Origin of the sequence: Saccharopolyspora sp. 6M (assembly GCF_020176775.1) — a bacterium.
GTDB classification, from domain to species: domain Bacteria; phylum Actinomycetota; class Actinomycetes; order Mycobacteriales; family Pseudonocardiaceae; genus Saccharopolyspora_C; species Saccharopolyspora_C gregorii.
The window spans coordinates 1-20154 of the sequence record NZ_JAIUJZ010000197.1; the positions used below are offsets into that span (position 1 = coordinate 1).

A 20154-nucleotide genomic window follows, 5' to 3' on the forward strand; every position below is an offset into this window, starting at 1 on the left:
CCCGGGGGGGCCGCCCCCCCCCGGGGGGGGGGGGGGGGGGGCGTTCGCCGCGGGGGGGGTGCCTTCGGCGCGGCCCCCCCCCCCCCCCCCCCCCCCCCGGGGGCGCCCGGGTCCGGCTCGTCCGGTGCCGCGGGCGGACCGCCTCAGATCACCGTGCCGACGTCGTGGGCGACGAGTTCGTCGGTGGCGCGTTCGGCGACGGCGGCGATGGTCATGGACGGGTTGCAGGCCGCGCTGGTGCCGGGCAGCAGCGCGCCGTCGAGCACGTACAACCCGCGCTTGCCGAGCACCCGCCCGGCCAGGTCGCAGACCGAGCCCATCGACGCGCCGCCCAGCGGGTGCCAGGTGTTCGGCACCAGCGAGGTGGTGTCCAGCCGCACCGCGCCGTCCCCGGCGATGCGGGCGACCCGCTCGTCGACGTGCCGGGCCAGCTCGGCGTCGCCGTCGTGCGGCCAGTGCAGCACCGCGTCGTCGCTGTGCGCGTCGTAGACGAACTCGCCGCGGCCCTCGCTGACCCCGTAGCCGACGAGCATCGTGGTGCGCAGGTCCGCGATCGGCGGGATCGACGCCTGGATGACCGTGTTGGCCCGCGCCGGGTCGTCCCACTCCAGGCTGCCGTAGACGACGGGACCGCCCTGGGGCGAGCCGAAGTCCTCGGCGAAGCTGGTCCAGGTGTAGATGCGGTCCCCGTTGGAACCCCAGCCGGAGCCGAGACCGTCGGGCAGGTCGCGGATCTGCCCCTTGGCGGCGGCCCGCATCAGCAGCTTGGTGGTGTTCGCGGTGCCCGCCGCCATCACCAGCGCCCCGGCCGTGATGAGCTTCTGCTCCAGCACGGTGCCGTCGGTGGCGATGCGGTCCACGTGCACCTGCCAGCGCCCGTCGGGGGCCTGCGCCACGTCGGTGACGTGGTGCTGGGGTGCGACGGTGACCCGTCCGGTGGCTTCGGCGGCGGCGAGGTAGGTGACGTCGACGGAGTGCTTGCCGCCGTTGTTCACGCCGAACGCGCAGTCCCCGTTGGTGTAGGACGGCTTGAGCTCGCCGGTCAGCTCGCGCAGCGCGTAGTCCCAGTCGATCGGCATCGGGATCTTCGACAGCGGGTACCCGGCGCGCTCGACGCCGCGGGCGAACGCGCGGGACGGCTCGTAGGTCGCGCTGGCGATCAGCTCGTCCGGCGCGGTCGCCAGGCGCAGCATCGACGCCACCCGCGGGTAGTGCTCCCGCGCCATCCGCCGGTAGTCGAGCTGCTCGGGCAGCGTCGCGTTGAACACGTCCTCGTCCGGTTGCAGCGTCATGCCCTGGTAGACCAGCGAGCCGCCGCCGACCCCCGCGGCGCACATGATGTCCATGCCGCGGCCGGGGACCTGCTCGATCAGCCCGGTGAAGCGGTCGAACGGGGCGAGCTCCAGGCCGAACAGCGACGGCGTGGACCCCAGCCAGGAGATGCGCGAATCCGGCCGCGTGATGCTCGGGAAGGTGTCCGCCTTCGGCCCGGTGGGCCAGCGGACGCCGCGTTCCAGCACCAGCACCGGCACCCCGGCCTGGGCGAGGCGCAGCGCGGTGACCCCGCCGCCGAACCCGGAGCCGATGACGACGACCCGGTGTTCCTCGCGGGTCAGCCGCACCCGGTTCGACGCGGCGGCGCTCGGCGCGCCGAGCGCGGTGAGACCGGTGGCGACGGCGGCGCCTTTGAGGACGGAACGTCGGCTCAGTTCGGGCATGCGGACTCCTGTGCGGTGGGGGACTCGGCGCGTCATCGCTGATCACGGGCGCGGGTGGCTCGGAAGCGTAGGGAACCGAACCGAGAGCGGAAACCGGTCGACGTTCTCACTACGCACGGGTAGCATCACGCGTCGTGCGCGAACGGCGAGCGTTGCTGACCCCGCAGCGCACCGACGCCCGCCGCAACCGCGAGATCATCCTGCGGGCGGCGGACGAGGCGTTCGCCGAAGGCTCCGAACCGGTGCAGATCGAGGAGATCGCGCGCCGCGCCGGGCTCGGCCGCGCCACCGTCTACCGCCACTTCTCCGATCGGCACGCGCTGGCCACCACCGTCGCGGCGAACCGCATCGACGCCCTCGCGCGCCTCGTCGACGGCGCCGAACGCGAGCACCGGCCGTTCCGCGAGCTGCTGCACGTCGTGCTGTCCGACCTGGTGGTGCGGCGGCCGCTGGTCAACCTCATCCGGCAGCTGCCCGAGCAGGAGCAGCAGCGCTTCGCCGACGCCCTGGTCACCGTGCTCACCCCTGCCTTCCACCGCGCGCAGGCCGCGGCCGAAGTGCGCACCGACCTCGACCCGGCCGACCTCGTGCTCGTGCTGGAGATGGTCGAAGGGGCGCTCGCCTCGAAGCTGCCGCGCGCCGACGACGCGGTGCGCAAGCTGATCGCCGTCACCCTCGACGGGCTCTGCCCGCGCCCCGGCTGAACCGCGTCCGCGCACCGCACGGGCCGCCGGGACGCGTTCAAGCGCGGCTGCTGCCAGCCTGGGCGGCATGGTTCGGATCGGATACACGTTGATGACCGAGCAGTCCGGCCCGCGCGCGCTGGTGCGCCACGCCCCGCTCGCCGAGGACGCCGGTTTCGACTTCGCGGTGATGAGCGACCACTACTCGCCCTGGCTGGACGCCCAAGCGCACTCGCCGTACGCGTGGAGCGTGCTCGGCGCGGTCACCCAGGTGACCGAGCGGCTGGAGCTGATGACCTACGTGACCGCGCCGATCCTGCGCTACCACCCGGCGATCGTGGCGCAGAAGGCCGCGACGATCGGGTTGCTCTCGCAGGACCGGTTCACGCTCGGACTCGGCGCCGGGGAGAACCTCAACGAGCACGTCGTGGGCCGCGGCTGGCCGTCGGTCGGCGTCCGGCACGAGATGCTCGTCGAGGCCGTCGAGATCATCCGCGCGCTCTCCGGCGGCGACCGGGTCGACTACGCGGGCGAGCACTTCCGCGTCGACGCCGGGAAGTTGTGGGACGTGCCTGCGCGGCCGGTGCCGATCGGCATCGCCGTGTCCGGGCCGGGATCCACCTCCCGGTTCGCGCCGCTGGCCGAGGCGATGATCGCGACCGATCCCAGCGAGGCGCTGTGCCGCGGCTGGGACTCCGCAGGTGGCGGCGACCGGAAGGTCGGCCAGCTGCCGGTGTCCTGGGGCACCGACCGGGACGCGGCGATCGAGCGGGCGCACGAGCAGTTCCGGTGGTTCGCCGGCGGCTGGCGGGTCAACGCGGACCTGCCCGGACCGGCCGGGTTCGCCGCGGCGACCGGGTTCGTGCGGCCCGAGGACGTGGCCGAGAACATCCCGTGCGGCCCGGACGTCGAGCCGATCGTGGACGCGGTCTCGTCGTTCCGGGACGCCGGGTTCACCGACGTCGCCCTCGTGCAGGTCGGCGGGGACGAGCACCAGGACGGGTTCTTCGAGTTCTCCCGGCGCGAACTGCTGCCCCGGCTCCGCAGCCTCGTGGGCTGAACGGCGCCGACCCGCCGGGGGCCGGTCAGCGGCGGACGGTGGGGAGCTGGACGGTGGCGTCGTCGACGGCGGGGAGCTGGACGGTGCGGTCGTCGTCCGCGACGGGCGCGGGACGTCCGGCGCGCGCCCGGTCCTCGCCGCGGACGCCGTCGAAGTCATCGAACTCGTCGAAGTGCTCGTGCTCGTCCCGGTCGTCGTAGTCCGCGAAGTCGTCCCAGCCGTCGTCCCCGGCACCGAGCACCAGTTCGCCCGCGGACGTCTCGCGGAGCCGCCCCACCAGCGGGGTGATCCGCTCCGCCAGCATCGGCAGCAGCGCCGCCACGGCCCCGCCCAGCAGCAGGCCCACCAGCACGTCGTGCGGGTAGTGCACGCCGACGAACACCCGGGACAGCCCGGTCAGCAGCCCGACGACGACCGCCGCCCAGCCCCAGCTGCGGCGCGCGCAGAACAGGCCGATCGCGGCGGCCGCGGCGATCGTGGAGTGGTTGCTGGGGAACGACCAGTCGCCCAGCTCCGGGCAGGCCGCGATGGACTGCGCGTGCGCGACCGCGCGGCACGGCCGGTCCTCCTGGATGAAGGACTTGACGACCTCGCTGACCAGGTAGGCGAGCGCGGTGCCCAGCGGCGGCAGCACGGCGCGGGCCATCACGTGGTCCTCGTCGTTGCGCGCCTGGACGAACAGCACGGCGAAGGCCGCGAGGAAGCCGATGATCGCGGCCTCGGTGAAGAACTCGGCGAACGCCTGCAGCCACTCGGGGCTCGCCGCGCCCGCGCCCGCGATGCCCCGGTACAGGTCGGAGCTCAGGCCGGGCACGTACGGGTTCGGCTCGGCGGCCAACGACGGCTGAACGGCAGGTGTCGACATTCCCAACATCATATGAAGATCCGCCGTGGGCCCGGTACCGGCTCCGGTGGAACCCGGACACCTGCACCGATGCCCCGAACGGCCCCGCGGGCGCTCGTTCGGCGGCGCACGACGGCGAAATCCGGCACGCGAGAGCAGACGGGGGCACTCCGCGCAAGACCTCGGTCACCCGCCCGGAGCAGTGCTCGATCACATTTCCGAAGTTGATCATGGCCGAACCGGCCAACTGTACTCAATGTGATCAACATTCGCTACGGTGGCCCGCGTGCGCCGTGGGGGGGGCGCACGCAGCACCACGAGCCGGCTGGCAAGGCCGAGGTACCCGCGGTGGCGCGGGATGGGTGAGGACGGCGATGCAACAAACGACAGGGTGGATACTCGGCGGCCTGGTGGTCCTGGTGGTGCTGCTGGGAGCCGCGGTGGCGTTGTTGAGCGCTCGGTTGCGCCAACAGCACAAGGAGATCGAGCAGCTCTCGGCGCTCGAACCGCTCCCGGCACCGGAACCCGCGCAGGCTCCACCTGCCGCGGCCGTGGAACCGCCCACCGCCCCCGCACTGGAACCGCTGCCCGTCCAACCGGACGAGCAGTTCCGCCGCGAGATCGTGCAGGGCGCGCAGGAAGCGCTCGGCGGCACGATGCGGCGCATCCTCGCGCTGACCAACAACGCGGCCGGGCGGCTGCACGACATGCAGCGCACGCACGGCTCGGACGTGCTGGAGGACCTGCTGCCGATCGACCACCTGCTGGCGCAGGCGCAGCGGCGCGCCCAGCTGGTGACCGTGCTGTGCGGATCCCCGCCCGGCCAGCAGCGCAGCCCGCAGCTGATGTCCCGGCTCGTCGGCGCCGCCCAGTCCCGCATCCACGACTACGAGCGGGTTCGGCTGTCCACCCGGGACACCACCACCGCGGTGCTGGGCCGCGTGGTGGAACCGCTCAGCGCCGCGCTGGCCGAACTGCTGGACAACGCGACCCGCTCCTCCCCGCCGACCGCGCCGGTGGACGTGCTGATCACCGCCGAGTACCACGGCGTCTCGCTGGAGATCCACGACGGCGGGGTCGGCATGCCGCCGGACTCGCTGAACCAGGCCAACGCGCTGCTGTCCCGCGGCGACTCGGAGATCGAGCTGACCGAGCTGGGCAACCCGCCGCGCACCGGGCTCGCCGGGTGCAGCGTGCTGGCCGCGAACTACGGGTTCACGGTGCGCCTCGACGCCGCCTCCAGCCGCGGCGGGCTGCGCGCGGTGCTGCTGGTGCCGCACCACCTGCTGACCACGCTGGAGCAGCAGCCGGTGCTCTCCGCCGGGCAGGACGAACCCGGGATCCGGCCGAGCGCCCCGGAACCGGCGGCGGTACCGGTCGCCGCCGAACCGGACGCGCCGCGGCACCGCCAGGCCGAACCGGCCACGACCACCGCCGCCGGACTGCCCAAGCGCCCCCGCCGCACCATGACCCGCTCCGGCGACCTGTCCGCGCCGGAGGGCGCCTCGGTGCAGCCCATCGCCGACGGGGCGCAGCGGCGCACCACCGACGCGGCCCAGGGCCTGCGCGGGCTCCAGCGCGCCACCCGCACCACCGACGACGACGCGGAGACCGCGCCCGACCACGACGGGGACGACCCGTTGGACACGTCCACTTCCAGAAGGGATGCACGAGCATGACCGAGACGGCCCCGACGGCGCCGAAACCCGACCGGAGCTGGGTGCTCGACGACCTCGTCGAGCACTCCGGCATCCGGGCGGCCATCGCGGTGTCCGGCGACGGGATGCTCCTGGTCAAGAACACCGGCCTCGACCAGGCCGACGCCGAGCGCTGGGCGGCGGTCAGCTCGCCGCTGCAAGCCTGCGCCCGGCACGGGATGGAACCGCTGGGCTACCCCACCGGCGGTTTCGAGCAGGTGCTGGTGCAGCACGCGCAGGGCTACCAGCTGCTGCAACCGTTCGGCGAGGAGTCCTACCTCGTGCTGGTGACCGACGCCGACACCGACCTCGGCGTGGTGTCGACCGAGATGCAGATGACCGCCAAGCGGCTCGGGCAGGAGATGGGCACGGCTGCGCGCACCGCCGCCAGGCGGAGTTCGTGACCCCCGGACCGCACCGCCGGGAATCGGAGCTGGTGCGCTCCTACGTGCTCACCCGGGGCCGGGCCCGGGCGGAGCAACCGGTGGAACCGGCCGCCCTGGTGCGGGCGGCCGCCACCGGCGGGGTGCCCGAGCTCGATCCGGACCGCCGCCGGATCGTGCAGGTCGCCCAGGGCGGTGCGCTCGCGGTCGCCGAGATCGCCGCGCACACCGAGCTGCCGCTGACGGTGGCGCTGGTGGTGGTGTCCGACCTGATCGACGAGGGCTACCTGACGCCCGCCTCGGCGAACCGCCCGGCGTCGGTGCCCAGCACGGATCTGCTGCAGGAGGTGCTCGATGGACTCCGCCGCCTGGATACCTCCGCCTGAGTCGGCCTACGTCGCGGAGACGGTACGGCGGTCGGCCAAGATCCTCGTGGTCGGCCCGGCCGGGGTCGGCAAGACCACGTTCGTCGACACCATGTCGGAGATCGTGCCGCTGCACACCGAGGAATCGCTGACCTCGGCCAGCGAGGCGGTCGACGACGTGCACCTCACCCCGGCGAAGACGACGACCACCGTGGCGCTGGACTTCGGCCGCCGCACCCTCAACGACCAGCTGGTGCTGTACCTGTTCGGCACGCCGGGCCAGCAGCGGTTCACCTACCTCTGGCGGACGCTGGCGAACGGCGCGCTGGGCGCGCTGGTGCTGGCGGACACCCGGCGGCTGGCGGACTCGTTCGACGTGATGGACCGGGTGGAGGAGCTCGGCGTGCCCTACGCGATCGCGGTGAACGCCTTCGACTCGGCACCGCTGCACTCGGTGGCGGACCTGCGCGAAGCGCTCGACCCGCAGCCGGACACGCCGGTCGCGGTGTGCGACGCGCGGGACGTCGGCTCCTGCACCCGGGTGCTGATCGACCTGGTCGAGCACGTGCTGCTGGCCTCGACCTCCGGCAGGCACGCCGCCGACCCGACGGTGCGCTCGTGACCGCACTCCCCCAGCCCCCGACGACCTCCCCGACGACGGAGCGACCATGACGGCCCTGCCCGGCCCCGACCTGCAAGACCGCATCCCGCTGCACGGCGACGAGTTCACCGCGCACCCGGACCAGGTGTACGCGCGGCTGCGCTCCCGCGGCCCGATCGTGCCGGTGACGCTGGCCCCGGACGTGCCCGCGATGCTGGTGGTGGACTACGAGACTGCGCTGCAGGTGCTGCGCAGCCCGCACGTGTTCGTCAAGGACTCCCGCCGCTGGCAGGACACCGCTCCGCCGGACACCCCGGTGCTGCCGATGATGTCGTGGCGGCCGAACACGCTGTTCGCCGACGGGGAGCGGCACGCGCGGCTGCGCCCGCCGGTGGAGAACAGCCTCACCGCGGTGAAACCGGCCCAGCTGCGGCGCTTCGTGCAGTCCAGCGCCATCCGGCTGATCGGCGGGTTCACCGGCCGCGGCCACGCCGACCTGCTCGGCGAGTACGCGGCGCAGCTGCCGATGCTGGTGCTGCAGCAGATGTTCGGCTGCCCCGCCGAGATCGCGCAGGCCATGGTCGCCGCGATCGCCGCGCTCTGGGACGGCACCGACCCGCAGCTGGCGAACCGGTACCTGGAGGAGAGCGTCAACGACCTCGTCCGGTACAAGCGCGCGAACCCCGGCGACGACGTGACGACCCGGATGATCGAGCACCCGCACGGTCTCGACGACGACGAGCTGCAGCACCAGCTGATCATCACGATGGGCGCGGGCGCGGAACCGCTGGGCAACTGGATCGCGAACGCGCTGTACCTGCTGCTGACCGAGCACCGGGTGGCCGACGCGGTGGCCACCGGCAGCGTCGCGCTGGACGAAGCGCTCGACGACGTGCTGTGGCGGTTCACCCCGCTGGCGAACTACGCGATCACCTACCCGCGGCACCCGGTGTACCTGGGGCGCGTGCTGCTGCCCGCCGACGAGCCGGTGGTGATCTCGATGGCCGCGATCAACACCGACCCGTCGCTGCACCCGTCGGGGCAGATCCCGGCGGGCAACCGGGCGCACCTCGCGTTCAGCGCGGGCGCGCACACCTGCCCCGCGAGCAGGCCCGCGCGCTTGATCGCGACCGTGGCGCTGGAGACCCTTTTGGACTACGTTCCCGAAGTCGAGCTGGATGATCAGCAACCGCTGCGGTGGCGCCCCGGCCCCTTCCACCGGGCGCTGACGGCCCTGCCGGTGCGCTTCCCAGCCGTGTCCTCGCTCGCCGACCCCACCACAGGAGGATCAGGATGCCCGCATCGCAGTGCCCGGTAGCCGCTCTCGACCCGGCCGGTGCCGACGTGCACGGGGAAGCCGACCGGCTGCGCGCGCACGGCTCGGCCGCGCTGGTGGCGCTGCCCGGGGACGTCCCGGCGTGGGTGATCACCGACCACGGCGAGCTGCGCGGGCTGCTGTCCGATCCGCGGGTGTCGAAGGACCCGCGGCAGCACTGGCCCGCGTGGATCCGCGGCGAGATCCCGGCGGACTGGCCGCTGATCTCCTGGGTCGGCGTGGACAACATGTTCACCGCGTTCGGCTCGGAGCACACCCGGCTGCGCGGCCTCGTGTCGAAGGCGTTCACGCCGCGCCGGGTGCAGGCGCTGCGCCCCCGCATCGAGCAGATCACCGCCGAGCTGCTGGACGGGCTGGCCGCGGAGACCGGCGAGGTGGACCTGCGCACCGGCTTCACCTACCCGCTGCCGATCGCGGTCATCACCGACCTGTTCGGGGTGCCCGCCGAGATGCGCGGGACGCTGCGCCACATCGTCGACGAGGTGTTCCGCACCTCCGCCACCCCGGAGGAGACGGCGGCGACGGCGCAGGAGATGGGCCGCTTCCTCACCGACCTCATCGAGTCGAAGCGGCAGCACCCCGGCGACGACCTCACCAGCGGGCTGCTCGCGGCCCGCGACGAGGAGCAGAACCGGCTCAGCGAACGGGAACTCGCCGACACGCTGATCCTCATGATCGGCGCGGGGCACGAGACCACGGTGAACCTGCTCGGCCAGGCCGTGGTCGCGCTGACCACGCATCCCGAGCAGCGCGCCGCGTTGCGCGCAGGCGACATCGGCTGGGACGACGTGATCGAGGAGACGCTGCGCTGGCAGCCGGCGCTGGCGAACGTGCCGCTGCGGTTCGCCACCACCGACATCGAGCTCGCCGACGGCACCGTCATCGCCGAGGGCGACGCGATCCTGGCCTCCTACGCCGCGGCGAACCGGGACCCCGGCCACTACGACGCACCGGAGGTGTTCGACGCCCGGCGCGGGGCGCGGGACCACCTGGCGTTCGGCTTCGGCCCGCACTTCTGCCTCGGCGCGGCGCTGGCGCGGCTGGAGGCGCAGATCGCGCTGCCCGCCCTGTTCGACCGGTTCCCCGACCTCGCCCTCGCGGTGGGCTCCGACGCGCTGGAACCGTCCGAGTCGTTCATCTCCAACGGCCCGAAGGCGCTGCCGGTGCGGCTCGCGGGCTGAGCCCGGCCTGCGCGGTCCGTCCGCTTCCGGCGGGAAATGCGGCTCCGGGCACCGGTTTCGGCGGACGCCTCGGCAGCGCCCGTCCTACTACCCTGGACGCCACGACGATGAGGAACGGTGGCGATGACACGCACTCTGGTGGTGTGCAGGCACGCGAAGTCGGCGTGGCCGGACGACGTCGAGGACTTCGAACGCCCGCTCACGGAACGTGGCGAACGGGACGCGCCGGAGGCGGGGAGGTGGCTGGCCGAGCGGGTGCCCGACATCGGCTTCGCGCTCTGCTCCCCCGCCAAGCGGGCTCGGCGCACCTGGCAGCTGATCTCGGGCGTGACCGGCAAGGTCGAGACCCGGCACGACAAGCGCCTCTACGGCGCCACGGCCGGTGAGCTGATCGCGGTGCTCAACGACGTGCCCGAGGAGGCCGCGACCGCGGTGCTGGTCGGCCACAACCCCGGGCTGGAGGACCTGGTCGCGGTGCTGACCGGGGTGCCGCACCAGCTGGCGACGACGGAGCTGGCGGTGCTCACCGGCACCGGTTCCTGGTCCCAGGTCGAACCGGGCTGGGCCACCCTCCAGGACTCGGCGAAGCCTCGGGGGTGAGGCTCTCGGGTCGTTCTGCTCTCGGGGTGGGGTGGGGGGGGGGGGGGGGGGGGGGGGGGGGGGGGGGGGGCCCCCCCGGGGGGGGGGGGGGGGGGGGCCCCGCGGGCCCCCCCCCCCCCCGCCCGCGACTCCACGCCGTGGACGAGCTTGTCGAACTTGAACGCGATCTCCGCCGGGTCCACGGCGAGCGCCAGCGTCGGCACCCGCCGGTACAGCGTGCCGAACACGACCTGCAGCTCCACCCGCGCCAGCTGCTGGCCGACGCACTGGTGCACGCCGAACCCGAACGCGTTGTGCTGCCGCGCGTCGCGGTGCAGGTCCAGCCGTTCCGGTTCCGCGAACGCCGCGGAGTCCCAGTTGCCCAGCGGCAGCGCCAGCACGATGCCCTCGCCCGCGCGGATCGTCTCGCCCTCGACCTCGATGTCCTCCAGCGCGACGCGGCGCAGCCCGTGGTGGGCCACCGACAGGTAGCGCAGCAGCTCCTCGACCGCTCCCGCCACGACCTTCGGGTCCTCGGCGTCGCGGAGCACGGCCAGCTGCGCCGGGTCCTGGAGCAGCTTCGCGGTGCCGATCCCGATCATGTTCGCGCTGGTCTCGTGCCCGGCGATGAGCAGCACCATGCCCAGCTGCGCGGCCTCGGCGACCGTGACGTCGCCGGCGGTGACGCGCTGCGCGAGGTCGGACACCCAGCCCGTGCCCGGTTCCTCGACGCGAGCGGTGATCAGGTCGGCCAGGTAGTCCTGCAGCGCGCCACTGGCGGCCGCGCTCTGCTCCGGGGTGGCGTCCCGGTCGATGGCGAGCACGCTGTGCCGCTGGAAGAACTCGTGGTCGGCGTAGGGCACGCCGAGCAGTTCGCTGATCATCAGCGACGGCAGCGGCAGCGCCAGCGCGGAGACCAGGTCGGCGGGCTTCGGCCCGGCGAGCATCGCGTCGATCAGCTCGTCGGTGGTGCGCTGGATGAACGGCCGCAGCGCGGAGACCCGCTTGGCGGTGAACGGGAACGTCATCATCCGCCGGAACCGGCTGTGCTCGGCGGCATCGGTGTTGAAGATGCTCGGCGCTCGGTCGGCGGAGTGCGCCTGCGAGGCGGCGCTGATGTGCGGGAAGTCCGGTCGCTTCTCGTCGGTGCTCACCCGCGGATCGGACAGCAGGGCGCGCTGCGCGGCGTGCCCGGTGATCACCCACGGGGTGCTGCCGTTCCACAGCCGCATCCGCGTCAGCGGCCGGTGCGCGGCGGCCTCGCGCAGCGCGGGCGGGGGAGCGAACGGGCAGGAGCGGGAGCGCGCGGACGGGAACTCCGCCGCCGCGGCGGGATGTTCGGGCATGGTGGCCTTCCGGTGGGAGCGGTTCACGGGAACGTCCGAAGTGGACTTCAGCGGGCGGGAGCAGCCGCGGCGGCGTCGACGATCTCCTGGCGGCGCAGGCGGGTCTGCTTGGGCATGTTCCAGCCGAGCACCCCGGTCGTGCGGCCGTCCTCGCGGTAGCGCACCACGAACCGCCCGTCGGCGAGGTCGCCGTCGACCACCTCGGCGTCCGCGGCGGGCCGCACCGTTCCGTGCACCTGGATCTTCACGTCGTACTGGTCGGTCCAGAAGAACGGGATCGGCGAGTACGCGCGGTCGGCGCCGAGGACGTTCGCGGCCACCACCCCCGCCTGCTCGGTCGCGTGCGTGCGGTTCTCCAAGCGCAGCAACGAGTTCGTCCGCTCGTCGAACCACCGGCACACGTCCCCGACCGCGTAGATCCCGGGGGCGGCGCGGCACCGCGAGTCGCACACCACCCCGTCGTCGAGCCGCAGCCCGCTGCCCGCGAGCCATCCGGTGTTCGGCACCGCGCCGACGGCGACGACCACCACGTCGGCGGGCAGCTCGTCGCCCGAGTCCAGCCGCACCCCGGTCACCCGGTCGTGCCCGGTGAACCCGGTGACGCCGTGGCCGAGGCGGAGCTCGACGCCGCGCTCCGCGTGCAGCGCGGCGAGCCTGCCGCCGACCAGCGGCCCGAGCTGCCCGGCCATCGGGGTCGGCAGCGGCCCGGTGAGGGTGACGTGCAGGCCCGCCGCCCGCGCGGTGGCGGCGATCTCCGAGCCGAGCACGCCCTCGCCGACCACGACCAGCCGGGCGCCGGGGTGCAGTTCCGCCCGCAGCGCCAGCGAGTCCTCGACGGTGCGCAGCACGTGCACGCCGGTCAGGCCCTCGTGCCCGGGCAGGGTGCGCGGCCGCACCCCGGTGGCCAGCACGATCCTCTCGGCGCCGAGTTCTCGTCCCGACGCGGTGCGCGCGGTGCGGTTCGCCGCGTCCAGGGACACCGCCGCGTCACCGAGGACGAACTCGGCGTCCAGCCCGGCGAGCACCTCGTCGGTGCGCAGCCGGACGCGGTCGGGCTCCCACTCCCCGGCGAGCACCTTCTTCGACAGCGGCGGCCGGTCGTAGGGCGGGTGCGGCTCGTCGCCGAGCACCGCCACCGGCCCGTCGTGCCCGGCCCGCCGCAGGGCCTCCACCGTGGACAGGCCGGCGGCGGAGGCGCCGACCACCAGCACGCTCACGACTCCTCGCTGAGCGCGATCGCGGCCGCGGGGCACATGTTCGCCGCTTCCCGCACGCCGTCGTGCAGCCCCGCCGGGGGAGCGGCGTCCAGCAGGACCACCACGCCGTCCTCGTCGCGCTGGTCGAAGACCTCGGGCGCCACCATCACGCACGTGCCCGCGCCGCAGCACTTCTCCTCGTCGATCGTCACCTTCACGATGTGCTTCCCCGTTCCCTCGGAGTGATCTCGGAAGTGGTGGGCGCGAGCCAGAGACCGGTGATCGCGTCCACCAGGCCGGTTCCGGCCTGTTCCCACGTCTCGCGCGGGGTGGTGGTGCCGTCGGGGAGCGCGCGTTCGCGCTCGGCGACCCCGTGCACCACCAGTTGCCGGGCCATGTCGCGGCGTTCCTCCCGCACGGGCTCCGGCAGTTCCGGCAGGAGCCGGTGCAGTTCCCCGCCCGCCCGCAGCAGCGCCGGGGAGCTCCGCGATGCGCGCTCGGCGATCTCGCGGTAGGCGGGGTCGGTCATGACCTGCGCGCCGAACCTGCCGAACCAGGTCGGCGAGCCCAGCTCGGCCAGGTGCAGCGCGGTCGGCAGCACCATGCAGGACACCCAGCCGCGCACGGATCCGTCGGCTCCGGCGACCATCCGGGCGCGCAACCGCTCGACCTGCTCGTGGTGCTTGCGCAGGATCGCGGCGACCAGTTCGGCCTTGGTGCCGAAGTGGTAGCCGACGGCGGTGTTGTTGCCCTGCCCGGCGGCTTCGCTGACTTGGCGGTTGGACACGGCGGCGATCCCGTGCTCGGCGAACAGGCGCTCGGCCGCCGACAGGATCAGCTCCCGCGTCGCCCGCACCTGCCGGGACCGCGCCGCGCCCACGGTCACCACCGCACCGGGACTTCGCTCAGCCCGCCGACGACGAGCCCTTCCAGCGGGCGCAGCCGCTCGGCGGGCACCGCGAGTTCCAACGACGGCAGCTTGCGCAGCAGCACTTCGAGCGTCACCTGCAGCTCGTTGCGGGCCAGCGCCTGCCCGAGGCAGGAGTGCGCGCCGGTGCCGAACGCGAGGTGCGGGTTGGGGGTGCGGGCGAGGTCCATGTCGTCGGCGCCGTCGAAGGCGGTTTCGTCGCGGTTCGCGGCGGCCATGTTGCACATGACGGTGGTGCCGCGCGGCAGTTCGGTGCCCGCGATCTCGACGTCCTCGTGCAGGAAGCGGACCATGCCGAGCCCGGAGTTGGCGTCGAAGCGCAGCACCTCTTCGACCGCGGATCGCACCAGCGACGGGTCGGCCAGCAGCCGTTCCCAGCGCCGCCGGTCCGACAGCAGCATCGCGACCATCTTGCCGATCATGTTCGCGGTCGTCTCGTGCCCGGCGATGAGCAGCCCGAGCCCGGTGGCGGCGAGCATGCGGTCCGGCATCCGCTCGCCTTCGGAGTCGGTGGCGGCGATGAGCTCGCTGAGCAGGTCGTCCCCGGGCTGCCGCTGCTTCGCGGCGATGTGCCCGGCCATGTAGCCGAAGAAGTCGGCCTCGGCGGTCTTGAACTCCTGCTCGGAGTACCGGGTGAGGTTCAGGAAGGTGTCCGACCAGCGGGAGAACCGGTCCCGGTCCGCGGTGGGCACGCCGAGCATGTCGCAGATGACCCACACCGGCAGCGGGAAGCCGAGCGCGGCCTTGAGGTCGGCGGGTCCGCCACCGGCGATCATGTCGTCGACGAGGCTCTCGGCCATCCGCTCGATCTCGGGGCGCAGCGCCAGCATCCGCTTGGCGGTGAACCAGCGGTTGACCAGGCGCCGCCACCGCTGGTGGCCCTCGCCGCTCTGCGGGAGCGCGGTGGACATCTCGCTGTTGAACAGCCCGCCCGATTCGGTGTCGGAGATCCGGGCCGCGTCGGGATCGTCGAGGCTGCGGCCGAACCGCGGGTCGGCGAGCACGCCCTTGACGTCGGCGTAGCGGGTCAGCAGCGCGACTTCGTCCCCGCTGGGCAGCTTCGCGCGGGAGACGGGGCAGCCGGCGCGCAGCCGGGCCCATTCGGCGGGTGGTTCCAGCGGCCCCGGTGCGGGGATCGGGTAGTCGAGCACCCGCTCGTCAGGTGTGGTCACCGCGGTTTCTCCTCGTGTTCGGGAAACGAACTTGGAGGTAGTGAACCGCAGCTGCTAACGTCAGTCAAGCGCCTGCCTTAAAGGCGGGCATCGGAACGAGACGGGAGCACCATGACCCACGCCCTCAGCGCGCCGCGGCGCCCGGACGACGCGCCGCCCGCGCGGACGAACGTGGTCGTCCCGGTGCTGGCCTTCGGCGGCATCTCGGTGTCGCTGATGCAGACCCTGGTCGTGCCGCTGGTGCCGAGCCTGCCCAGGCTGCTGGGGGCGTCGGCCGCCGACACCGCGTGGGCGATCACCGCGACCCTGCTGGCCGCCGCCGTCGCCACGCCCACCGTCGGGCGGCTCGGGGACATGTTCGGCAAGCGGCGGATGCTGTTGATCAGCCTCGGGATCATGGTGTGCGGCTCGGTGCTGTGCGCGCTGGCGAACGGGCTGGCGCTGATGGTCGCCGGCCGCTTGCTGCAGGGCCTCGCCGCCGGGGTCATCCCGCTCGGGATCAGCATCATGCGCGACGAACTGCCCGCGGAACGGCTTGGCGGGGCGACCGCGCTGATGAGCGCCTCGCTCGGCGTCGGCGGTGCGCTGGGGCTGCCCGCCGCCGCGTTCGTCGCGGAGGAGGCCGACTGGCACGCGCTGTTCTGGGCCGCCGGTGCCCTCGGCCTGCTCGCCGCCGTGCTCGTCGCGACCCTCGTGCCGGAATCCCGGGTCCGCGGCGGCGGCCGGTTCGACCTGCCGGGCGCGATCGGGCTGTCCATCGCGCTGCTGTGCCTGCTGCTGGCGCTGTCGAAGGGCGCCGACTGGGGCTGGGGCAGCGGGACGACGCTCGGGCTCGTCGCGGGCGGGCTGCTCGTGCTGCTGGTCTGGGGCTGGTGGGAACTGCGCACCGAGCACCCGCTGGTGGACCTGCGCACCACCGCGCGCCGCCAGGTGCTGCTGACCAACCTCGCCTCGGTGGTGTTCGGGTTCGCGATGTTCGCGACCTCGCTGGTGATCCCGCAGCTGCTGCAGCTGCCCGCCGCCACCGGGTACGGCCTCGGGCAGTCCATCCTCGCCGCCGGGCTGGTGATGGCCCCGAACGGGCTGGTGATGATGGCGATGTCGCCGGTGTCGGCGCGGATCTCCCGGGAACGCGGGCCGAAGGTGACGCTGATGGCGGGGGCGCTCGTCGTGGCCGCCGGCTACGGCCTCGGGCTCGTCCTGATGTCCGAGATCTGGCACCTGATGGTCGTCTCCTGCGTGATCGCCGCCGGCATCGGGCTCGCCTACGGCGCGATGCCCGCGCTGGTCATGGGCGCGGTCCCGGTGTCGGAGACCGCCGCGGCCAACAGCCTCAACACGCTGATGCGCTCCATCGGTACCTCGGTGTCCAGCGCCGCGGCCGGGGTGATCCTGGCGAACATGACCAACCAGGTCGGCGGCGCCGCGCTGCCCGCCCTCGCCGGGTTCCAGGTGGTGCTGGGCATCGGCGCCGCCGCCTCGCTGGGCGCGTTCGCGATCGCCGCGTTCCTGCCCGGGCGCGCCGCCGAGTAGTCCCGCCGGAAACCCCGAACGTCCCGAAACCCACCTGGAGGAAGCGGAATGTCCACCACCGAGGAGTCCCGGCGCGCCGTGCTGGACCCCGCCGTGCTCGGCTTCGACCCCGAGCAGCTGCGGGAGCGCTACCGGGCCGAGCGGGACCGGCGGCTGCGCCCCGACGGGTCCGCGCAGTACCGGGCCACGACCGGCGAGTTCGGCTACTACGCCGACGACCCGTACGTCGAACCGGGATTCACCCGGGAAGCGCTGCACGAGCACTCCGAGGTCCTCGTGATCGGCGGCGGATTCGGCGGGCTCACCGCGGCGGCCCGGCTCGTGGAACGCGGGTTCACCGATATCCGCGTCGTGGAGAAGGGCGGCGACTTCGGCGGGACCTGGTACTGGAACCGGTACCCCGGCGTGCACTGCGACATCGAGTCCTACATCTACCTGCCGCTGCTGGAAGAACTCGGTTCGCTGCCGCGGTGGAAGTACTCGCCGGGCGAGGAGATCCGCGAGCACGCCCGCGCCATCGGCCGCCACTTCGGGCTCTACGACCGCGCCTGCTTCCAGACCGAGGTCGTCGACAGCGAGTGGGACGAGGAGGCCGAGCGCTGGACGGTGCGCACCGACCGCGGGGACGTGCTCACCGCCCGCTACGTGATCGTCTCCAGCGGCCCGTTCAGCAGGCCGAAGCTGCCCGGGCTGCCCGGCATCGAGACCTTCCGCGGGCACACCTTCCACACCAGCCGCTGGGACTACGACTACACCGGCGGGGACGCGAGCGGCGGGCTGCACCGGCTCGCCGACAAGCGGGTCGCGGTCATCGGTACCGGCGCCACCGCCATCCAGTGCGTCCCGCACCTCGGGCAGGACTCGGCGCACCTGTACGTGTTCCAGCGCACTCCGTCCTCAGTGGACGAACGCGGGAACCGGCCCACCGACCCGGGCTGGGCGGAATCGCTGCGCCCCGGCTGGCAGCGCGAGCGGCGGGAGAACTTCCTGACCCTCGTCTCCGGCGGGCACGCCGAGCAGGACCTCGTCGGCGACCGCTGGACCGACAGCGCCGAGACCTTCCGCTCCATCATGCCCAGCGCGCACAACGAGATCCTCGACGCCGACGACGCGCTGCGCGCCGAACTCGCCGACTTCGCCAAGATGAACTCGGTGCGCGCCAGGGTGGACGAGATCGTCGAGGACCCGGCCACCGCGGAGGCGCTGAAACCCTGGTACCACCGGCTGTGCAAGCGGCCCACGTTCAGCGACACCTACCTGCCGACGTTCAACCGCCCCAACGTGACCCTGGTCGACACCGGGGGAGCGGGCGTGGAACGGCTCACCGAGCGCGGAGTGGTCGTGGCCGGCGTCGAGTACGAAGTGGACTGCATCGTGTTCGCCACCGGTTTCGACCTCGGCGCGGGGGCGATGACGACGGCGCGGACGGTGCGCGGGCGCGGCGGGCGCACCCTCGCCGAGCACTGGAGCGGCGGACTGCGCACGCTGCACGGGTTCACCAGCCACGGCTTCCCGAACCACTTCCGGCTCGGCGCCTCGCAGAACGCGAGCTCGGTGAACTTCGCCCACGTCCTCGACGAGCAGGCCGAGCACGTCGCCGAGTTGATCGCCGCCGCCCGCGACCGCGGAGCCCGCCGCGTCGAACCGACCGCCGAGGCCGAAGCCGCGTGGGTCGCCACGATCCGGGAGAAGGAGCGCTACGACCGGGAATTCCTCGCCGAGTGCACCCCGAGCTACTACAACAACGAGGGCGATCCCCGGGCGCGCAGCGAGAGCTACGGTGGCGGCGCCATCGAGTTCTACCGGTTGCTGCGCGACTGGCGGGCCGCCGGTGGCGTGGACGAGGTGCTGGTGGAAGGGGAACGCGCGTGACGCGCAGCAGGTCCGGTGCGGCGGTGACGGTGCTCGACGCCGGGCGCTGGACCGCGCGCCGCGAGAACGAGCCGAACCCGCTGTGGGGGTCCAACGGGGTCGCCTTCGGCCCGGACGGGCGGCTGCACGTCGCCCAGTACCTGGCGGGGCAGATCAGCGCGGTCGACGTCGACTCCGGCGAGGTGGAGGCGGTGCTGCCGGTCGGCGGGCCGGTGCGCTCGCCGGACGACCTGGCCTTCGCCGCGGACGGTTCGATGTACATCACCGACCTGAACCCGGGACTGGTGTGGCGGTGCGCGCCGGACGGCGAGCTCGCCGTGGTGGCACGCGGGCTGCGCTGCCCGAACGGGATCACCTGCGTCGGGAACCGGGTGTTCGTCAACGAGATGTACCGGGACGGGCGGGTGCTGGAGCTGTTCCCGGACGGGCGCGAACCGGTGGTGCTCACCGGCGGGCTCGCGATGGGCAACGCGATGCAGCTCGGGCCGGACGGGTCGCTGTACTACCCGCACATGATGACCGGCGAGGTGTGGCGGATCTCCCCGGAGGGCGGCGCGGCGGAGCTGGTCGCCGAGCAGGTGCACGAACCGGTCGCGGTGCGCTTCGACCGCGCAGGCGAGCTGGTGGTGCTCTCCCGCGGGGTGGCGGGGATCGTCACCCGCTTCGACGCGGAGGGCTCCCGCACGATCACCCGCACCGGCATCGCCGGGATGGACAACGCCGCGTTCGACGCGGAGAACCGGATGCTGGTCTCCAGCTTCGCCAGCGGCGGGGTGACCAGGATCGAGGCGGACGGGCCGGTGCGCCCGGTGGTGGCGCGCGGGTTCAACGGCCCGTTCGGCGTGGCCGCCGACTCCGACGGGCGCTGGTACGCCGCCGACCACTTCCGGCTCGGCACCGCCGCGGACGAGCTCGGGGCGGAGGCGGGCGGGCCGCTGCTGTCCGAGCTGGGCGGCTTCGTGCACGGCATCGCCGCCGACTCCGGGGTGCTGCACGTGACCTCGCAGTTCGGCGAGGTCCGCACCGTGGACGGCGGCCGGGTGCGGGTGCGCGCGTCCGGGTTGGACGGGCCCGGCGGGATCGCGGTCGCGGCGGGCGGCGCGCTGGTGGTCGCCGAGACCGGTGCGGGCCGGGTGCTGCGCATCGACGCGGCGGACGAGGTGACCGTGCTGGCCGACGGACTGGACGGGCCGGTGGACGTGGCGCTCGACGAGGACGGGCGCTGCTTCGCCACCGAGCAGCGCGGTGGGCGGGTGCTGCGGATCGGCGACGGCGCGGTGGACGTCCTCGCCGACGGGCTGGCCGAACCGCAGGGCCTCGCGCGGCTGGGCGGCGAGCTGTTCGTCGTCGAAGCCGGTGCCCGCAGGCTGCTCTCGCTGGACCCGGACACCGGCGCCCGGCGCGCCGAGGTCGCGGAGCTGCCGGTCGACGCGCTCCGGGACCCGGAACCCGTGGTGACGCCGGGGATCCCCGGCCAGCCGCGCGCGTTCGCCGGGATCGCCGCCACCCCGGACGGCGCGCTGCTGCTCTCGGCCGGGGGCGAGGGCACCGTCCTGCGCCTCACCCGCGGTTAGCGGGCGGTGGGGGGGGGGGGGGGGGGGGGGGGGGGGGGGGCGGGGGGGGGGCCGGGGGGGGGGGGGGGGGCGGGCGGGGGGGGCGG

At 73.7% G+C, this 20154-nt stretch carries 18 protein-coding genes and 1 pseudogene; 12 read left to right on the top strand and 7 right to left on the bottom strand.

The window, feature by feature from the left end; genetic code table 11:
• Nucleotides 1–143: 143 nt before the first annotated feature.
• Entirely contained in the window at nt 144–1718 is a 1575-nt protein-coding gene (locus LCD31_RS23125) for a GMC oxidoreductase (RefSeq protein ID WP_224961189.1), read from the bottom strand.
• A gap of 134 nt (nt 1719–1852) precedes the next feature.
• Between LCD31_RS23125 and LCD31_RS23130 the strand changes: the two genes are divergently transcribed.
• Together LCD31_RS23130 and LCD31_RS23135 are read left to right on the top strand one after the other, a co-directional pair.
• Nucleotides 1853–2422, top strand: coding sequence for a TetR/AcrR family transcriptional regulator (locus LCD31_RS23130; protein WP_224961191.1), 570 nt, complete (start codon nt 1853–1855; stop codon nt 2420–2422).
• Between the two features lie 67 nt (nt 2423–2489).
• Nucleotides 2490–3461 carry a TIGR03557 family F420-dependent LLM class oxidoreductase gene (locus LCD31_RS23135; protein ID WP_224961193.1) on the top strand — a complete coding sequence of 324 codons (972 nt, stop codon included), beginning with the start codon at nt 2490–2492 and terminating at the stop codon, nt 3459–3461.
• Between the two features lie 25 nt (nt 3462–3486).
• On the opposite strand, the gene LCD31_RS23140 is transcribed toward LCD31_RS23135, so the two are convergent.
• Nucleotides 3487–4326 (bottom strand): phosphatase PAP2 family protein, encoded by an 840-nt coding sequence (locus LCD31_RS23140; protein ID WP_224961195.1) that lies wholly within the window; start codon nt 4324–4326, stop codon nt 3487–3489.
• Between the two features lie 353 nt (nt 4327–4679).
• Between LCD31_RS23140 and LCD31_RS23145 the strand changes: the two genes are divergently transcribed.
• The 7 genes from LCD31_RS23145 (at nt 4680) to LCD31_RS23175 (ending at nt 10468) form a co-directional block, all read left to right on the top strand.
• Nucleotides 4680–5984, top strand: coding sequence for an ATP-binding protein (locus LCD31_RS23145; protein ID WP_224961197.1), 1305 nt, complete (start codon nt 4680–4682; stop codon nt 5982–5984).
• Nucleotides 5981–6406, top strand: coding sequence for a roadblock/LC7 domain-containing protein (locus tag LCD31_RS23150; RefSeq protein ID WP_224961199.1), 426 nt, complete (start codon nt 5981–5983; stop codon nt 6404–6406). Before LCD31_RS23145 ends, LCD31_RS23150 begins: the two co-directional genes overlap by 4 nt.
• Nucleotides 6403–6771: a DUF742 domain-containing protein gene (locus LCD31_RS23155; RefSeq protein WP_224961201.1), complete on the top strand. Its 369-nt coding sequence runs from the start codon at nt 6403–6405 to the stop codon at nt 6769–6771. The genes LCD31_RS23150 and LCD31_RS23155 overlap by 4 nt, the downstream gene beginning before the upstream one ends.
• The gene (locus LCD31_RS23160; RefSeq protein ID WP_224961203.1) at nt 6740–7372 is read left to right on the top strand and encodes an ATP/GTP-binding protein; all 633 of its coding nucleotides are present in this window, start codon (nt 6740–6742) and stop codon (nt 7370–7372) included. The genes LCD31_RS23155 and LCD31_RS23160 overlap by 32 nt, the downstream gene beginning before the upstream one ends.
• Before the next feature lie 46 nt (nt 7373–7418).
• Complete coding sequence (locus LCD31_RS23165) at nt 7419–8669, top strand: cytochrome P450 (RefSeq protein WP_224961205.1); 1251 nt, start codon at nt 7419–7421, stop codon at nt 8667–8669.
• Nucleotides 8645–9868: a cytochrome P450 gene (locus tag LCD31_RS23170; protein WP_224961207.1), complete on the top strand. Its 1224-nt coding sequence runs from the start codon at nt 8645–8647 to the stop codon at nt 9866–9868. Before LCD31_RS23165 ends, LCD31_RS23170 begins: the two co-directional genes overlap by 25 nt.
• Before the next feature lie 123 nt (nt 9869–9991).
• A complete protein-coding gene (locus tag LCD31_RS23175) occupies nt 9992–10468 on the top strand; it encodes a histidine phosphatase family protein (protein WP_224961210.1) in 477 nt (158 codons plus the stop codon).
• Nucleotides 10469–10599: 131 nt separating this feature from the next.
• Here the strand turns inward: LCD31_RS23175 and LCD31_RS23180 are convergent.
• From LCD31_RS23180 to LCD31_RS23200, 5 genes and pseudogenes are all read right to left on the bottom strand, one after another.
• A pseudogene (locus LCD31_RS23180) lies at nt 10600–11793 on the bottom strand (cytochrome P450); the annotation flags it as partial.
• Nucleotides 11794–11840: 47 nt separating this feature from the next.
• Entirely contained in the window at nt 11841–13010 is a 1170-nt protein-coding gene (locus tag LCD31_RS23185; RefSeq protein WP_224961213.1) for an FAD-dependent oxidoreductase, read from the bottom strand.
• Nucleotides 13007–13207, bottom strand: coding sequence for a ferredoxin (locus LCD31_RS23190; protein ID WP_224961215.1), 201 nt, complete (start codon nt 13205–13207; stop codon nt 13007–13009). The genes LCD31_RS23185 and LCD31_RS23190 overlap by 4 nt, the downstream gene beginning before the upstream one ends.
• The gene (locus LCD31_RS23195; protein ID WP_374201674.1) at nt 13204–13875 is read right to left on the bottom strand and encodes a TetR/AcrR family transcriptional regulator; all 672 of its coding nucleotides are present in this window, start codon (nt 13873–13875) and stop codon (nt 13204–13206) included. The genes LCD31_RS23190 and LCD31_RS23195 overlap by 4 nt, the downstream gene beginning before the upstream one ends.
• Nucleotides 13872–15089, bottom strand: coding sequence for a cytochrome P450 (locus tag LCD31_RS23200; protein ID WP_224961217.1), 1218 nt, complete (start codon nt 15087–15089; stop codon nt 13872–13874). The genes LCD31_RS23195 and LCD31_RS23200 overlap by 4 nt, the downstream gene beginning before the upstream one ends.
• Before the next feature lie 111 nt (nt 15090–15200).
• On the opposite strand from LCD31_RS23200, the gene LCD31_RS23205 reads away from it, so the two are divergent.
• The 3 genes from LCD31_RS23205 to LCD31_RS23215 are packed head-to-tail and all read left to right on the top strand — an operon-like array spanning nt 15201 to nt 20068.
• The gene (locus tag LCD31_RS23205) at nt 15201–16622 is read left to right on the top strand and encodes an MFS transporter (RefSeq protein WP_224961219.1); all 1422 of its coding nucleotides are present in this window, start codon (nt 15201–15203) and stop codon (nt 16620–16622) included.
• Between the two features lie 48 nt (nt 16623–16670).
• Nucleotides 16671–18494 (top strand): NAD(P)/FAD-dependent oxidoreductase, encoded by a 1824-nt coding sequence (locus LCD31_RS23210; RefSeq protein ID WP_224961221.1) that lies wholly within the window; start codon nt 16671–16673, stop codon nt 18492–18494.
• The gene (locus LCD31_RS23215) at nt 18491–20068 is read left to right on the top strand and encodes a hypothetical protein (RefSeq protein ID WP_224961223.1); all 1578 of its coding nucleotides are present in this window, start codon (nt 18491–18493) and stop codon (nt 20066–20068) included. Before LCD31_RS23210 ends, LCD31_RS23215 begins: the two co-directional genes overlap by 4 nt.
• The last annotated feature ends 86 nt before the right edge of the window (nt 20069–20154 follow it).

What these genes read in the sequence shown, in the direction of transcription:
- LCD31_RS23125 (WP_224961189.1), bottom strand. Translation starts at nt 1,718, where the DNA reads ATGCCCGAACTGAGCCGACGTTCCGTCCTCAAAGGCGCCGCCGTCGCC.
- LCD31_RS23135 (WP_224961193.1), top strand. Translation starts at nt 2,490, where the DNA reads ATGGTTCGGATCGGATACACGTTGATGACCGAGCAGTCCGGCCCGCGC.
- LCD31_RS23140 (WP_224961195.1), bottom strand. Translation starts at nt 4,326, where the DNA reads ATGTCGACACCTGCCGTTCAGCCGTCGTTGGCCGCCGAGCCGAACCCG.
- LCD31_RS23145 (WP_224961197.1), top strand. Translation starts at nt 4,680, where the DNA reads ATGCAACAAACGACAGGGTGGATACTCGGCGGCCTGGTGGTCCTGGTG.
- LCD31_RS23150 (WP_224961199.1), top strand. Translation starts at nt 5,981, where the DNA reads ATGACCGAGACGGCCCCGACGGCGCCGAAACCCGACCGGAGCTGGGTG.
- LCD31_RS23160 (WP_224961203.1), top strand. Translation starts at nt 6,740, where the DNA reads ATGGACTCCGCCGCCTGGATACCTCCGCCTGAGTCGGCCTACGTCGCG.
- LCD31_RS23165 (WP_224961205.1), top strand. Translation starts at nt 7,419, where the DNA reads ATGACGGCCCTGCCCGGCCCCGACCTGCAAGACCGCATCCCGCTGCAC.
- LCD31_RS23170 (WP_224961207.1), top strand. Translation starts at nt 8,645, where the DNA reads ATGCCCGCATCGCAGTGCCCGGTAGCCGCTCTCGACCCGGCCGGTGCC.
- LCD31_RS23175 (WP_224961210.1), top strand. Translation starts at nt 9,992, where the DNA reads ATGACACGCACTCTGGTGGTGTGCAGGCACGCGAAGTCGGCGTGGCCG.
- LCD31_RS23205 (WP_224961219.1), top strand. Translation starts at nt 15,201, where the DNA reads ATGACCCACGCCCTCAGCGCGCCGCGGCGCCCGGACGACGCGCCGCCC.
- LCD31_RS23210 (WP_224961221.1), top strand. Translation starts at nt 16,671, where the DNA reads ATGTCCACCACCGAGGAGTCCCGGCGCGCCGTGCTGGACCCCGCCGTG.